This window comes from Desulfuromusa kysingii (assembly GCF_900107645.1).
GTDB classification, from domain to species: domain Bacteria; phylum Desulfobacterota; class Desulfuromonadia; order Desulfuromonadales; family Geopsychrobacteraceae; genus Desulfuromusa; species Desulfuromusa kysingii.
Genome location: NZ_FNQN01000007.1, coordinates 104047 through 119826 on the forward strand (window position 1 = coordinate 104047; position 15780 = coordinate 119826).

The window sequence follows — 15780 nt, forward strand, 5'->3', positions numbered from 1 at the left end:
ATCACAATGATCCGCCCTTTATAACAAATTAACAATGTAGAAACTCGTTATTTATGCATCTGTAGATGTTGGGATCATAGTTTTCAGATATTCACGGTTCAGTTTCGCGATAAATTTGACACTGATCCCTTTAGGACACGCAGCTTCACATTCATAGTGATTAGTGCAGTTACCAAAGCCCTCATCAAGAATAGCCTGAGTCATAGCAAGAACACGTTTCCTCGCTTCAGGTTTACCTTGAGGCAAAGCAGCTAATTGAGCAACCTTAGCACTGGTAAAAAGCATAGCTGAACTATTTGGACATGCAGCAATACAAGCACCACAACCAATACATTCAGCGGCATCCATAGCATAATCTGCAGTGGGCTTAGGAATCAACATTGCGTTAGCATCATCAACACCACCAGTGTGACATGATGTGTAACCCCCAGCTTGCATAATAACGTCAAGTGATGAACGATCAACGATCAAATCTTTTTGAATCGGGAAAGCTTTAGCTCTCCATGGCTCGATAAAGATTTCATCACCATCGTTATACTGGCGCATATGCAATTGACAAACGGTGGTTTTCTCCTGCTTGCCATGTGGGCGACCATTAATGACCTGTGAACACATGCCGCAGATACCTTCACGACAATCATGATCAAACGCAATGGGATCTTTTCCAGATTTAATCAACCCATCATTAACCTCATCCAGCATTTCCAGAAACGACATGTCTGGACTGACATTCTTAGCTGGATAGGTCTCCAATTTACCTTTATCTTGTGGCCCTTTTTGGCGCCATACATGCAGTGTAAGATCCATTATTTATAACTCCTCACAGCAAGCTTAACTCGTTCAAATTTCAAAGGTTCTTTATGTAATTCAGGTTTAACCCCAACACCTTTGAACTCCCAGGCAGCAACATAACTGAAATTCTCATCGTCACGCATTGCTTCACCTTCATCGGTCTGATGCTCAGTACGGAAATGACCACCGCATGATTCCTCACGATTCAACGCATCCTCAGTCAGAACTTCTGCGAACTCTAGGAAATCTGCCAAGCGTCCGGCATTTTCCAATTGTTGGTTGAGATCTTTGCCACTTCCTGGCACGTTGACATTATTCCAGAACTCATCACGCAGCTCAGGGATAAGCTTGAGGGCATTCTTCAGGCTGGCATCATTACGTGCCATACCGACATTTTCCCACATAATGTTACCAAGCTGTTTGTGCAATTCACTGACAGTTTTCTTGCCTTTGATTGCCAACAATTTGTCAATTTGAGTTTCAACACCTTCAACAGACTTTTTGAATTCGGGGTGATCCTCTTTGACAGCCCCCGGATTTCTGATTGAAGCCAGATATGGAGCAATAGTGTAAGGAATAACAAAATATCCATCAGCCAGGCCCTGCATCAGGGCTGAAGCACCAAGACGGTTCGCACCATGAACGGAGAAGTTCGCTTCACCGAGGACAAACAGGCCAGGGATATTGCTTTGACATTCATAATCAACCCACAGACCGCCCATATTATAGTGAGGAGCAGGGTAGATACGCATGGGACGCTCATAACCGTTTTCATCAGTGATTTTTTCGTACATATCAAACAAGTTGCCATAACGCTCTTGGATAGTTTTCTTACCAACACGCTTGATAGCTTCTTCAAAATCAAGAAATACTCCACGCTTACCTTCACCGACACCGCGACCATCATCACAGGCTTCTTTGGCTGAACGTGATGAAATATCCCGTGGAGCCAAGTTACCATAAGAAGGATACTTACGTTCCAGATAGTAATCACGGTCCTCTTCAGGAATCTCACTGGGGTGTTTTTCACAATCAGCGGCATTTTTCGGTACCCAGATACGACCATCATTACGCAAGGACTCTGACATTAGAGTCAGCTTGGATTGATGCTCACCGTGAACGGGGATACAGGTCGGATGGATCTGAGTGTAACAAGGGTTAGCTATATAGGCACCTTTTTTGACAGCTTTCCAAATCGCCGTAACACTACTGCCCATGGCATTTGTGGAAAGATTGAAGACGTTTACATAACCACCGGTTGCCAGAATCACTGCATCGCCCCAATGGGATTCGATTTCACCAGTCATCAGATTACGGACGGTAATCCCTTTAGCAACGCCATCAACAACAACCAGATCCAGCATCTCAGTCCGTGGATGCATGGTGACCGTTTTGTTTTTAATCTGCCGTGAAAGAGCTGAATAAGCGCCAAGTAGTAATTGCTGTCCGGTTTGACCACGAGCATAAAATGTCCGTGAAACTTGAGCACCACCGAAAGAGCGATTATCAAGATAACCAGCATAGTCACGAGCAAATGGAATACCCTGTGCGACACATTGATCTATGATGTTGTTGGACACTTGGGCCAGACGCCAGACATCGGCTTCACGGGAGCGAAAGTCACCACCCTTAACCGTATCATAAAAAAGTCGATAGATACTGTCGCCATCGCTAGGATAGTTTTTCGCAGCGTTGATCCCACCCTGAGCAGCGATACTGTGCGCCCGGCGAGGGCTATCCTGATAGCAGAAACAGTCGACATTATAACCAAGTTCACCAAGGCTTGCTGCCCCAGCGCCGCCGGCCAAGCCACTGCCGACAACAATAATTTTATACTTTCTTTTGTTGGATGGATTGACCAACTTCATTTCTTCGCGGTATCTATCCCACGAGGTATCTACCTGACCTGTAGGTGCTTTTCCGTCTAATATCACAATAAGCCCCCTATTTCACAATGCGAGCGAGAAGTAGTAATGGAATAGCGATATATGCCAGTCCGTAAGCGATAGCCACAATTTTGCCAATATAGGTCACTTTATCCTGGCTGGAACCAGTGCTCAGACCCAAGGTCTGCACCCAACTGGAAAGACCGTGGAATATGTGCAGAGTTAAAGCAATCATCGCCACAATGTAAACCAAGGAGATAAACACTTTCTGGAAACTCAGTGTCACCATAGTAAAAACATCCAGGTGACCATCAACCAATGGCAGGTTCTGTGCGGAGATTTCTGGGTTAGTAATCTGCACAGTGAAATGAAGGAGATGATAAAGCAAAAAAGCCAGAATAATCAGACCCGTGAAAACCATGGTTTTAGCTGAAAACGTAGTCACCAAAGTTTTTTGAATAGCATAGTTGTCTGGCGTAGCAGCGCGGTTTTCTAAATAAAGCTGCACACCAAAGGTAATGTGAACCGCAAACAAGAGCAACATGACTAGGCGAAATACCCAGACCAATGGACCCAAGTCATGCAGATGTTTAGCATAGGCATTAATCGCATCGGCACCAGCAAAGACCGACAAGTTGCCAAGGAGATGGACAGTTATAAAGCCAACCAGCATTAATCCGGTCACTGCCATCAGAATCTTTCTTCCCACAGTACTTTTAAACAGATTCATAGTTAAATATCCCTCGAGAATGTGAAACGATTGTCAATCAGGGTTTATCTCCCAAATTCAATCACCAAAGGTAGTAAGGTATTCTGGTCCAGCACGCCTCTCCTCCTGAAACTGAACCATGTAATGTTGCTCTGGCGGACCCCGCCACGAACTTATCCTCCCGCTCATTTTCGACATCCTTTCGGAGTCAAAGCAAAACTCCAGCTCTAAAACAGGGTTATCAGAACTCACAGTAAAATATAGATCGTATACTGTATACTAAATATCCCTATAAAATTAAACAAAAAAATCTATAAATATGGAATTTCTAATCCGTTATCGCGAAATGCAGTCCAGACGCTTCATACCCATTAAAATGACCGGAAAAGTCATAGCTTTTCCGGTCTCGGCTAGAATCTACCTCAGAGCCAATATTTTTTCCAAACTCTGTTGTAATACACCCATCTTCTCTTTGGCAGCTTGCAATTTTGCTCGATCTTTTTCGAGTACTTGAGCCGGGGCATTGGCAACAAATTTTTCATTTGCCAATTTCTTCTCAAAAAAGCTGACATCCTTCTGGACTTTCTCTATCTCTTTATTCAAACGTGATTCTTCTTCAGCGACATTAACTAAATCAGCCAATGAAATCAGGACTTCAACCTCTCCAGCAACTTGTGTAGACGCTTGCTTCGGCCGCTCCACGGCAACTCCAACGATAAGCTCTTCGACTCGTGCTAAGGAACAGATATAGTCCTGACCAGCCAGCATCGCCTGAACAACCGAATCAGATTTACAATCAAGGATCACTTTAATTCTTTTCCCGGGGGGGACGTCAAGCTCACCACGAACATTCCGGATGGCGCGAATGACTTCCATAATCCGTTCCATGTCGGCAACAATAGTGGCATCTGTCGCAATCAACGCTGTCGTTGGATAACTCGCCTGCATAATTGAATCATGACCACGCTCTCCGGGGAGGGCGTGCCAGATCTCTTCAGTGACAAACGGTAAAATTGGATGCAGCATGCGCAATAAACCCTCCAAGACAGTAAATAAGACCGTCTGTGTGCATTTGCGAACCGCAACGTTATCGCCATACAAATTATCTTTACTCAATTCAATGTACCAAGCACAGACTTCGTGCCAAGTGAAGGAATAAAGGATGCTGGCCGCATCATTAAACTTATAACTTTCAAGAGCCTTATTGACTTCTTCTGCAGCCACTCCATAGCGTTGCAAAATCCATTGATCGGCATGAGATAAGGGTAAATCAGCTAAACTGATTTCAGTTGGGGTAAAGTCTTCCAGATTCATCAAAGTAAAGCGACTGGCATTCCAGAGTTTGTTGACAAAATTCCGATAGCCACCGATTCGATCTGTTGACAGCTTGATATCTCGTCCCATCGCGGCAAAAGCACAGAGAGTATAACGAAAGGCATCGGCCCCATACTCATCAACAATAGTCAACGGATCAATCACGTTGCCCTTGCTCTTACTCATTTTCTGTCCATGTGCATCACGCACCAGAGCATGGATATAGACTTCTTTAAAGGGGACCTGCTGCATAAATTTAGTCCCCATCATCATCATTCGTGCAACCCAGAAAAAGAGGATATCAAACCCGGTGACCAGGCAACTGGTCGGATAAAATTTTTGCAGGGTTTGTGTCTGCTCAGGCCACCCCATGGTAGAAAACGGCCACAAAGCAGAGGAGAACCAGGTATCAAGGACATCCGTCTCCTGATGCAAATTAGTGCTGCCACAATGCTTACATTCAGAGACATCTTCCCGCGAGACGGTTATCTCTCCACAATCATCGCAAAACCAAGCCGGAATACGATGTCCCCACCAGATTTGCCGACTGACACACCAGTCTTGAATGTTGTACATCCATTCATAGTAGGTCTTCTCCCATTGTGGTGGAACGATCTTGGTTTCGCCAGACTCAACCGCCTTGATGGCTTCAGCGGCCAATGATTTTACTGCGACATACCACTGTTTACTCATATACGGTTCAATAGTGGTCCGACAGCGATAACATTCACCAACAGCATTCGTGTAATCCTCAATTTTCTCAACGAAACCCTGTGAATCCAGATCGGCGACAACTTTGTCCCGCGCGGCGAGGCTTGACATTCCGACATAAGACCCACCGTTCTCGTTGATCAACCCTGACTCATCAAGCACATTAATGAATTCAAGATTGTGTCGCTTGCCGATTTCAAAATCGTTAAAATCGTGAGCTGGCGTAATTTTAACGGCACCACTTCCAAACTCCATATCAACATATTCATCAGCTATAATTGGGATTTCTCGTCCCATCAGCGGCAACAAAATCTTCTTCCCGATCAGATGTTGATAGCGCTCATCATCTGGATGGACAGCGACTGCAGTATCCCCCAGCATGGTTTCTGGTCGCGTTGTTGCAACGATCAAATATTGATCTGTCCCCATCACAGGATATCGTAAATGCCACAAACTCCCCTTTTTGTCCTCATGCTCAACCTCGAGGTCAGACAGGGCAGTATGACAGCGGGGGCACCAGTTAATCAGACGATTATCCCGGTAAATCAAGCCATCATCGTAGAGGCTGACAAAAACCTCACGAACCGCCGTAGACAGCCCTTCGTCCATCGTAAAACGTTCCCGCTCCCAGTCACAGGAAGCGCCAAGACGTTTTAGCTGATTGATGATCTGGCCACCGGATTCTTCACGCCACTTCCAGACTCGCTGAATGAAGGCCTCACGGCCCAAATCATGTCGATCCTTATTTTCTGCAGCCAGCTGTTTTTCAACAATATTCTGTGTTGCGATCCCGGCATGGTCTGTCCCCGGCATCCAGAGGACTTCATAACCAGACATCCGTTTCCAACGGCAGAGGATATCTTGCAATGTATTATTTAGTGCGTGCCCCATATGCAGCACACCCGTGACATTAGGGGGAGGAATGACAATTGAATAAGGGGGTTTCTGAGACTTTTCATCCGCATGAAAGTCGCCCCGTTTTTCCCAAACATCAAACCATTTTTTTTCAACTTCGCCGGGGTCGTACCCCTTACTGAGTTCTATCTTCATTACGGGTAAATCCTTGAATAAATATGGAGTTAAAATATGGAGTTAGTTTGAACCTGTTACAAATAATTACAAAGAAAAGGGTGATGAGTCTTATCCCATTTCATCTGGGCAGAAACAATAAAGGGGGGCAGCAAGGAAGTCAAGATTTCCCTGCTGCCCCCCGTAGTGGAGGACCGTCAATAGCCCCATGAAGCTATGCGTTATTCACCTGCTTTAATTTTACGGATTTCTTCCTTAATCATCGCTTCAGCTAAATCAGGAACAACTTCCCATGCGATCTTTTCAACCATTTCACTGGCAATTTTCTCAATCATCGGTCCAGCGACCTGGGCGACAACCGCTTTTAATTCCTCTTCTGAAAGCTCGCGTAATTGTTGTTCAATATGCTCCGTAGCAGAAACTTCAGCTTCTGGAGCTAAATTATTAGCGGCAACGGCACTAACAACATCGGCGGTCACAGCGACATCGCTTTGATCATCCGCAGCGGCATCAAAATAGAAGCCTTCCTCTTCGACGACCTCTACAGCGTCCTCTAACTCAGCAACTTGTTCTACGTCTGGAACCTCTGCAATAGGGGGTTCGACCTCTTCAGCTACGCAAACTTCGGAAACCACAACCTCGTCTGCAACAATCTCATCCTCTTGGAGGTCAAGAATATCCTCCTCGCTAGAATTGTCGCTGCTCACCTCTGCAACAAAGGGCTCTTCTTCATCTGCCAACGCAGAATCGAGTTCTTCTTCCTGCAACTCGATAATGCCTGTGTCCTCATCTGCTAAATCGTCAGCCAACTCAAGAGGTTCAAACTCTTCTCCAAGATACGGATCTTCACTCTTAGGCTCTGCAGTAAAAGCAACTGGTTCATCTGTCACTGCTGCAGTTTCAAATCCCTGATCAACAATATCATCAGCAGCTAAATCAACTGGAGCAGCTTCGGTTTCTACAGAAGCGAAAGCATCCGCCCCTGCATTATCACGTACAGCTTCTACGGCAAGAGGATCCTCCTGCTGACTGTCTTCTTCAGCAGGTGAAGAGGACAACTCTTCAGCTCCCCCGGCGACTGCCACTTGAGGATCCACCTCGGGTTCGTTGTAAACTGAGAAATCTACCGCTTCAAAATCTTCCAGAGGTTCTTCTGAAACGACATCCGTCACTGCCTCCGGTTGTACCCCCAAGTCAGTACCAAAAGCTGGTTCCGAATGAGGTTCTTCAATAAAGCTTGATTCCTGCTGGACAACGGGATCTTCATGTATGTCAGCATCAGTTGCGGTTGCAGGGAAAGCCACTTCTTCATTTGCCTCAATACTGGCTTCAGCTGCAACTTCTGGAGCCATAACATCGGCGGCAAAAGAGACCTCCTCTTCAGTATCACTGCCGATTGGGGCTTCTGGGCTCTGAAGATCTTCTTCTGCAAAAGAGACAGTATCCCAAATATCATCGGGAGACTCTTCGGCAACCCCAGCGGCTGTGGCCCCCAACTCTTCAACAGCATCCAGACCAAGTATCGACTCATTGACGTCACCCTGATCCTGAATTTCGATATTGTCTTGCTCTTTTGCGTCTTCAACGGGAGCAGGAGCAATACCAGCCATCCTTACGGGTTCAGCTTCAAGAAGTTGAGAAACTTTATCGAGAAGAGCCTGTGATTCAAATGGTTTGGTCAGCCAACCATCGGCACAGACTTCACCGGCCTTGACCTCGTCAAAGTGGTCAAAAGCTCCAGGCAGAAGTAAAACAGAAGTATTTGCAAGTTTCGGCTCACTTTTAATCGCGCGACAGAGCTCAAAACCATCTTTACCCGGCATAGATATATCGGCAAGAACCAGATCAGGAGACTCTTCCAGAGCTTTACGGAAAGCACTGTCACCATTATCAGTCATTTCAAGCTGATATTCTTCCGTGGAGAAGATAATACCGACGACTTTCTGAATAGTAATACTATCATCGGCCAACAGTAATTTTTTCATCATTGATGCCTCCTCGCACCACCAGTATCAGACCGGCTGTTCCAAAAACCTTGGGTCAGTTCTATGGCTAGAAAATTAATATCCAAAATATTATATTCGATACGTTGATAAACGAACTTGGCTACAGTTCCAAACTCTTTTTCTTTAGCAGTCACAACCTCTGACAAGGTCCCCTTTTGTTCAGAGACAATCCGGCCAGTCACTTCAGCAGGAAGAGCAACCGTACCATATTCTGAATCAATAAGGACCTGGTAACCTTGTTTTGTCACTTCGTGACGCAAATCTTCTTTTTGTATCCAGCTCAAATCAAGCAACGGAACCAACTGGTCATCATCAACTAAGACCGCTGCAACCGCTCCGGGTAGACGGGGTAACGGGTAAGCCTCTAAGCCCTGCTTGATCTTTTGAATTTGCAATAGCGAAAGTGCATAATTCAGCGTCCCGAACCGGAAAAGACCATAGCGCTTCATACGGCAACAGCACTCGATCCATAGTAGCGTTCAGGCTCAAAAACAATAACAGGTTCCTGATTTAATAATTTAATCTGGGAGTAAAATCCCGTCGCAGAAGTCTTTAAAAGAAATGGGATTTCACAGGGCTTAAAACTTTCCGCAGCAAATAACTCATCGGCCTGATCAACTAACAGGGCCCAATTCCCCTCAAAACCACGTAAAATAACAGCGACCTTATCTTGTAACCTCAGAGTTGAAGAAATATCCAGAATTAATGCCGGGTCAACGGCAGGAATCCAAGACTTACGAAATTTCAATGCCGATACGATCCCCTGGCGCATGTCACTCCGCCCAGGATCAATGTCATTTTTTATTTGATCAACGACTTCAACAACATCAGTCAGTTCGAGCAAGAAACCCATCCTCCCCAAACGAAAAACAAGTCTCCGGTTACAGCTCATCAATGATATGCTCCCTAAAACTGATCGAACCCCTTGATTTTCCAAGGAAAGCGCCTCAAAAGCTAGCATAGAGATTAGAGACTGTCAAGTTTTATAATAAAGCTCCAATAAACTCTTACACATCAAATACTTTTCCATGGTTGCGGTAAAAAGCATTCTCGATACAAAGACAGCGCGAAACGATCTGTCATCCCGGCAATAAAATCAGCGACAGAGATCTCCAACGGATCACCTGGGAAGCGTCGCCCTCCATATTGCAGAAAGGCATCTGGATCATCACAAAAGTAATGAAACAGCTCACGTACCAGATGAGCAGCCTTATTAAACTCCGACTGGACCGATTCGGCACGGTACACATGCTCAAACAGCCAAGACCTTAACGCCCGAATCCCTTCATCCATCTCTCTTGAAAGGCGAATCTGGGAACCATCCTCAATCATTGATTGTCCAATCAAATCTTTGATCATCCGATCGATCCGGCAAGAATGACGCAATCCGATCAAGTTGGAAATATCGTTAGGGATATCTGCAGCCTCGATAACATGTCCGCGAATTGCATCATCAAGATCATGACTGGTGTAAGCAATAATATCGGCCAGCCTCACGACTTGCCCCTCCAATGTTTTCGCCCGGGAATGGACATCAGGGGTCAACAACCCCCCTTGCCCCTTAGAATGCTTTAAAATACCATCGCGGACCTCATAGGTTAGGTTAAGCCCCTTCCCCTCTTTCTCCAAGACATCGACAACCCTTAAACTTTGCTGCACATGGTGAAAGCCACCAGGGACTAATTCATTCAACACCCGCTCACCAACATGCCCAAATGGCGTGTGACCAAGATCGTGTCCCAGAGAAATCGCTTCAGTAAGATCTTCGTTTAACCGTAACGCCCTCGAGACAGTCCGTGCGACCTGAGACACTTCAAGTGTATGTGTCAAACGGGTCCGATAATGATCTCCTACTGGGGAGAGAAAAACCTGCGTTTTATACTTCAGCCGCCTGAAAGCCTTACAATGTAAAATGCGGTCTCTATCATGCTGAAAAACCGTCCTGATTGTACATTTCTTAGCTGGATACACCCTTCCAGAACTTTTTGAACTTAAGCAAGCATGAGATGAAAGAAATTGTCGCTCAGAATCTTCCAATGACTCTCGTATATCCATAAAGGAACCTATCATTATGTAATAAATCTGACCGTTACGAGTTAGAAATCTATTTGTTTAACTATGAGATTGTTATTCAACCGCGTAATAGGTTGACACTTATTTACTTTTATTGTTGCTTTACCTTAAATTCTATTCTAAGAATAATTTTCGTTAAGGTATTTAAGTGGGGTTACTTGTAACATATTCCACTATTCATCCTCACAGGAGAAAATAAGTATGACAACTATCATGGAAATGGCCGCGGATATTATTGCTGCTCATGCATCAACAACCCCTATGTCCAAAGAGGAACTCATTGCAGAACTAAACGAAGTCCATTCTGCCCTATCGGCTCTAGAAAAAGGGGAAACAATAGAGACGGAAACAACAATTGAAGAGACCCCCGCTGTCAGCAGAAAAAAAGCTTTCGGTAAAGATAAAATCTACTGCATGATCTGTGGTAAAGGATTTAAAACTCTCTCCCGACATCTAAAAACAGCTCACGAAATGACCGCCTCAGAGTACCGAAAACAATTTGACATTCCGCGCAGTCAATCGCTGGCATCAAAAAACTATTCGGAAAGCCGTCGGCAAATGGCCTTCGATCGTGACCTTGCCGGTAATCTGGCCAGGGCTCGCGCCGAAAAAAAACAAAAATAACCGTTCTGCCTATAAAAAAAGGCGACCATTATTGGGCGCCTTTTTTTATACAATACTTTCTACTCCAGCATGAATGGTATCGCTGCGATCTCATTTCCGCCACCATCGAGAATAACAACCCTCCATTGACCTGCCCACTGAGGTAAAAAACGCTTGGATGAATAAGTCCGCCAGTCAGAAGATCTAACGGGCAATGTGACCCGTGCCAGCTCGGCATCCTGATAGTACCAAACGTGGGTCACCTCGGTATCCTTTTGTGCCCCTATTATGCGGGTAAAACAAAACAATTTACCAAAATCGGCCCGGTAGGATTCAATCCTGTCAACCGGCAACTGATTCTCAATGGCCGAAGTAATCGTTCCATCAGCGACCCGCAGGCTATCCGCTTGTGCAAAAGACAATGTTGTCCCGATAAACACAAGGATTATCGATATAAATAGGTTTTTCAATGCCACAACCCCCTTATCTAAGGTTAGAGAGAAAACTTTGACCTGTCTGTAAAGCAATATGAAAGTTATCAGCCACCGTCGCACCGACATCAGCAAAAGACTGTCGGATACCTAAGTTCTGTGGAACTGAAATAGCAGCGGAATAAAGGAGCAATGGAACATACTCACGACTATGGTCGGTCCCTGAAGTTGTGGGATCACAACCATGATCGGCAGTAATGATCAATAAATCATCACTCTTCATTTTACCCAATAGCTCCGGCAACCAGGAATCAAACTCTTGCAACGCCGTGGCAAAACCGACACTATCTAAACGGTGTCCATACAGCATATCAAAATCTACCAGGTTGGTCATGATCAGCCCGCGATTTATTTCATCCAGAGCAGTTAGAGTCCTGCTCATCCCCTCGTGGTTGTTGCGGGTCGATAATGAATGTGTTATCCCCTCTCCGGCAAAAAGATCTCCAATTTTACCGATTGCGTAGGTGTTCAACCCTTTTCTCTTCAATAGTTCAAGCACTGTCTGACTTTTCGGTTTGCATGGAAAGTCATGGCGCCCTGAAGTGCGATAGAAATTGGTTGCGTCTGTCCCCCTGAATGGACGTGCAATGACCCGGCAAACATTGTAAGGGTGAAGAATTTTTTCTGCCTGCCGGCAAATGGTATAGAGACGTTCTGGCGAGACGACATCTTCGTGGGCAGCAATCTGAAACACTGAATCGGTACTGGTATAAACAATTGGGCGTCCGGTTTGCAAATGCTCTTCACCCAGAGAGATGAGGATATCTGTGCCACTAGAAGCAATATTACCGAGTGGTTTCAACCCTGTCTCGTCGATAAAAGCATTAATAATTGCTTCGGGAAAGCCATCAGGAAATACCGCAAACGGACGATCAAGAACGACACCAGTGAGTTCCCAATGGCCGGTAACAGAATCTTTCCCTGCACTCTTTTCAGCCATTTTCCCCCAACAACCAGCGGGAGATGACACCTTGGTAACGCCGGCAATTGACGTTACATGCCCCAGCCCCAGCTGTTCTAGATGGGGTAAGTTCAAACCACCAGCAACCTGAGCAACATGCTGCAGTGTCGCAGCGTCCTGATCACCATAATCACCAGAATCGGGAGATGCTCCGGCACCAACACCATCCAAGACGATCAGAATAACCCGTTTAAAGTTGTTATCCTGACGACTATTTTTCACATCAGCTAAAGGCATCATGACCGATAATCAGAATTTATTTTGACATATTCATAGCTAAGATCAGAGGTATAATAGCTGGCCTCAGCCTCACCTTGGTGCAGATCAATCGTGACAACAAATTCATCAAGTTGCAACACCTTGGTCGCTTCAGCTTCACTCTCTCCGCCGCAAGCCAGACCATTGACCGCAACAGGAACCTGGTTAAAGCTGATATCGATTCGATCAGGATTCACATCAACGCCAGAATAACCCACAGCAGCGATGATTCTGCCCCAATTCGCGTCCTCACCGAAAAAAGCTGTTTTCACCAGTGATGATGTCGCCACCGAGCGGGCAACCTTCCGAGCTGATTCTACATTTGAACCGCCAACAACCTTAATTTTAACTAATTTCGTCGCCCCTTCACCATCACGGACAATCATTTTCGCAAGGTCGAGAAGAACCTCATCAAGATGCTGACAGAATATCTCTGCCTCAGGCGTATCAGCTTCAATCCGTTTGCCATCAGAAGAGCCGTTGGCGAGTAATAGAACCATGTCGTTAGTAGAGGTATCGCCATCGACAGTAATTGAATTGAAGCTTTTTTTAACCGCCTGTTGGAGCGCCGAATTGAGTAAATCTAGGCTCACCTGTGCATCGGTTAAAACAAAACCGAGCATCGTTGCCATATTCGGATGAATCATCCCGGCCCCTTTTGCCATCCCCAGGACTTTATAACCTTGCTCTCCATATTCAGTTGCTGATGCAACCTTAGAGAAAGCATCCGTCGTCATGATCGCTTCTGCAACAACCTGAGCGTGGTCGGCAGACAAGCCAGCAACAAGCTCAGAAATGCCATCCACAAACGGGGACAGAGGGAGCAACTCACCAATCACTCCGGTAGAAGCAAGTGAGACAAGGTCGGTTGAAATTTGCAACTCTCCCGCCAGCAATTCCATGGTTGCTTCAGCCACGCGAAGCCCTTCAGCTCCTGTGCAAGCATTCGCGTTCCCACTATTAACGAGGATCGCTTGACATTTCCCTTTGGCGATTCTTGGTTTCGTCAGGATTAACGGCGCAGCGACCACTTTATTTTGGGTAAACACTCCGGCACAATTAGCAGGAGAATCAGAAACAATGAGACCTAAGTCCAGTTTTCCCGTTTTTTTAATCCCACTTGCCATTCCGGAGAAACGGAACCCGGCAGGGACATCGATAAGATCCATATCTTGCTCACATTCGTTCAGGGTAAAAGCGTTTAAATATCAACACCAACTAGAATAGAATGAATAACTATCAACAGTTCAACAATCTATTGTAAGTGTTCTCAGTCGGCAACATCAGCCCAAAACAAGTTCCCTCGTCAGTGACTTCTTCGAGGAAAATATCTCCCCTCATCCGGTCAACGACAACCTTGACTAAGGCTAGACCAATCCCGACGCCGTGGGGTTTTTCCGTATCAATATCCCCGAGCTGAGTATAAGAGTCAAAGATTGTCTCATGGGCCTTAATAGGCACAGTCTGGCCATCATTAAAGACTTGCAGATGAACATACTCCAGACCTTCAAGTTCTTCCACTGTCGCAGTAATTTTAACTCGTCCACCATCCCGATTAAATTTGACCGCATTATCAATCAGAGAATTAAAAGCCATGCCGAATTTTTCCTGATCACCATAAATCTCTGGCAAATCATCCTGTATATTGATTTCTGCGACGAGATTTCGTTCATTCATTTTGGAGTTAAAATACTGGAAAGAATCTGCAATAGACCAAGGAACCCCGAACGACTTCCAACGCCACACCTCACGTTCTGATTCGATGGAAAACAACCGCAACATTCCGGTAATTAACCTCTCCAGACGTTTTCCTTCACCGTGCACCTGCAGCAAATTATCCTTAACTTCCTCCTCCGAAAGTTTGTTGAAAAAAGTCAGAGAGAGGTCGATATAGCCCATAATAGAGGTTAACGGCGTTTTCAATTCATGAGACAGGTTACAAACCAGACGGGTGCGTGCTCTATTGACCCGAACCAGATCTTCATTCGTCCGCTCAAGCTCCAAGGCTTGCTGGCGTAAATTATTAACCAGTTCGAAGTTTTCCATCGCCAGTGACACCTGGTTGGCAATCGCCACCAGAAGGTTCTGATCTTCCAAATCAAAAGGTTCGCCAGATTTTTTATTGTTAACGTTGATCACCCCGACAAATTCATCACGAACATAAATTGGAACCGAGAGCAATGATTGATTCTTATAGCGTAAACCACCCTCAAGCCGTTTAAAACGACCGTCCTGATCGATATTCGGGACGAGAACCGCCTCCCCGGTAGCAAGGACATGGCCGGAGATCCCTTCGCCTGAGGCAACCTTGACAGAGCCGACAATCTCTGGAGTCAATCCATGAGCAGCAGCAATATGCAGCATCCCATCATCTTTAAGGAGCATCAGTGAAGCGACGTCAACTCCTGTAGAATGGACAATCGAGTCCAGTATCTGGTCAAATAGCTCCTGCAAACCATTCCCGGAGCTGGCGGTTTCCCCAACCTTTTTAAGGAGAATAAGATCGGCCATTCTCCGCTGCGCTTCAAGTCTGGATTCATTTTGATGAACTGCCTGGAAGTAGGAACTGATGCCGAGTTTCGCCGCCTGCAGTACTTCTTCTTGGGAAAAAGGCTTGACCAAGTAGTCGAGAGCCCGCTCCCGCAATACTTGACGAGCAACGTCAAAATCCTGTTGCCCGGAGATCATGATAACCTGAATTTCTGGTGTATGTTGCTTGATCATCCGCAACACATTGACGCCATGAATATCAGGTAAAGAGACATCACAAAAAACCACAGCAACTTTTTCCTGATCCAGCATCTTAGTGATGCCAGATCCTGATTCTGATCGGAGCACCGGGTATTCCAGAGGCTCAAGGATATCTTCCAAAAGGTCCAGAATCAGTGGAGCATCATCGATCAATAAAATTGCTGGTGTTAATGATTTCTCTGTCATAGAGTTATCT

General features: G+C 45.6%; 13 protein-coding genes. 1 reads left to right on the forward strand and 12 read right to left on the reverse strand.

Annotation, left to right across the window (positions count from 1 at the left end; genetic code table 11):
* Positions 1–51 precede the first annotated feature (51 nt).
* The 8 genes from BLU87_RS11990 to BLU87_RS12025 all read right to left on the reverse strand — a co-directional run bounded on the left by BLU87_RS11990 (position 52) and on the right by BLU87_RS12025 (position 10517).
* On the reverse strand, positions 52–807 hold the full coding sequence (locus BLU87_RS11990; RefSeq protein WP_092348782.1) for a succinate dehydrogenase/fumarate reductase iron-sulfur subunit: 756 nt from the start codon (positions 805–807) through the stop codon (positions 52–54).
* On the reverse strand, positions 807–2726 hold the full coding sequence (locus tag BLU87_RS11995) for a fumarate reductase/succinate dehydrogenase flavoprotein subunit (RefSeq protein ID WP_092348785.1): 1920 nt from the start codon (positions 2724–2726) through the stop codon (positions 807–809). Before BLU87_RS11995 ends, BLU87_RS11990 begins: the two co-directional genes overlap by 1 nt.
* A 10-nt stretch (positions 2727–2736) precedes the next feature.
* Positions 2737–3408 (reverse strand): succinate dehydrogenase cytochrome b subunit, encoded by a 672-nt coding sequence (locus tag BLU87_RS12000; protein WP_092348788.1) that lies wholly within the window; start codon positions 3406–3408, stop codon positions 2737–2739.
* Positions 3409–3804: 396 nt separating this feature from the next.
* Complete coding sequence (locus tag BLU87_RS12005; protein WP_092348791.1) at positions 3805–6462, reverse strand: valine--tRNA ligase; 2658 nt, start codon at positions 6460–6462, stop codon at positions 3805–3807.
* Between the two features lie 200 nt (positions 6463–6662).
* Positions 6663–8429, reverse strand: a complete 1767-nt coding sequence (locus BLU87_RS12010; protein WP_092348794.1) for a response regulator transcription factor — start codon at positions 8427–8429, stop codon at positions 6663–6665.
* Positions 8426–8896 (reverse strand): chemotaxis protein CheW, encoded by a 471-nt coding sequence (locus tag BLU87_RS12015; RefSeq protein WP_092348797.1) that lies wholly within the window; start codon positions 8894–8896, stop codon positions 8426–8428. The genes BLU87_RS12010 and BLU87_RS12015 overlap by 4 nt, the downstream gene beginning before the upstream one ends.
* Entirely contained in the window at positions 8893–9408 is a 516-nt protein-coding gene (locus tag BLU87_RS12020) for a chemotaxis protein CheW (RefSeq protein WP_092348799.1), read from the reverse strand. The genes BLU87_RS12015 and BLU87_RS12020 overlap by 4 nt, the downstream gene beginning before the upstream one ends.
* Positions 9409–9461: 53 nt before the next feature.
* Positions 9462–10517: a deoxyguanosinetriphosphate triphosphohydrolase gene (locus BLU87_RS12025; RefSeq protein ID WP_342743674.1), complete on the reverse strand. Its 1056-nt coding sequence runs from the start codon at positions 10515–10517 to the stop codon at positions 9462–9464.
* Positions 10518–10721: 204 nt separating this feature from the next.
* Between BLU87_RS12025 and BLU87_RS12030 the strand changes: the two genes are divergently transcribed.
* Positions 10722–11144, forward strand: a complete 423-nt coding sequence (locus tag BLU87_RS12030) for a Ros/MucR family transcriptional regulator (RefSeq protein ID WP_092348805.1) — start codon at positions 10722–10724, stop codon at positions 11142–11144.
* Positions 11145–11203: 59 nt separating this feature from the next.
* Here BLU87_RS12030 and BLU87_RS12035 read toward each other — a convergent pair whose 3' ends face one another.
* From BLU87_RS12035 to BLU87_RS12050, 4 genes are all read right to left on the reverse strand, one after another.
* Complete coding sequence (locus BLU87_RS12035; protein WP_425429688.1) at positions 11204–11593, reverse strand: DUF2914 domain-containing protein; 390 nt, start codon at positions 11591–11593, stop codon at positions 11204–11206.
* A 13-nt stretch (positions 11594–11606) separates the two neighbouring features.
* Complete coding sequence (locus tag BLU87_RS12040; RefSeq protein WP_245706481.1) at positions 11607–12815, reverse strand: phosphopentomutase; 1209 nt, start codon at positions 12813–12815, stop codon at positions 11607–11609.
* Complete coding sequence (argJ, locus tag BLU87_RS12045) at positions 12812–14002, reverse strand: bifunctional glutamate N-acetyltransferase/amino-acid acetyltransferase ArgJ (protein WP_092348811.1); 1191 nt, start codon at positions 14000–14002, stop codon at positions 12812–12814. The genes BLU87_RS12040 and argJ overlap by 4 nt, the downstream gene beginning before the upstream one ends.
* 70 nt (positions 14003–14072) lie before the next feature.
* Positions 14073–15770: a response regulator gene (locus tag BLU87_RS12050; protein ID WP_092348815.1), complete on the reverse strand. Its 1698-nt coding sequence runs from the start codon at positions 15768–15770 to the stop codon at positions 14073–14075.
* Between the last annotated feature and the right edge of the window lie 10 nt (positions 15771–15780).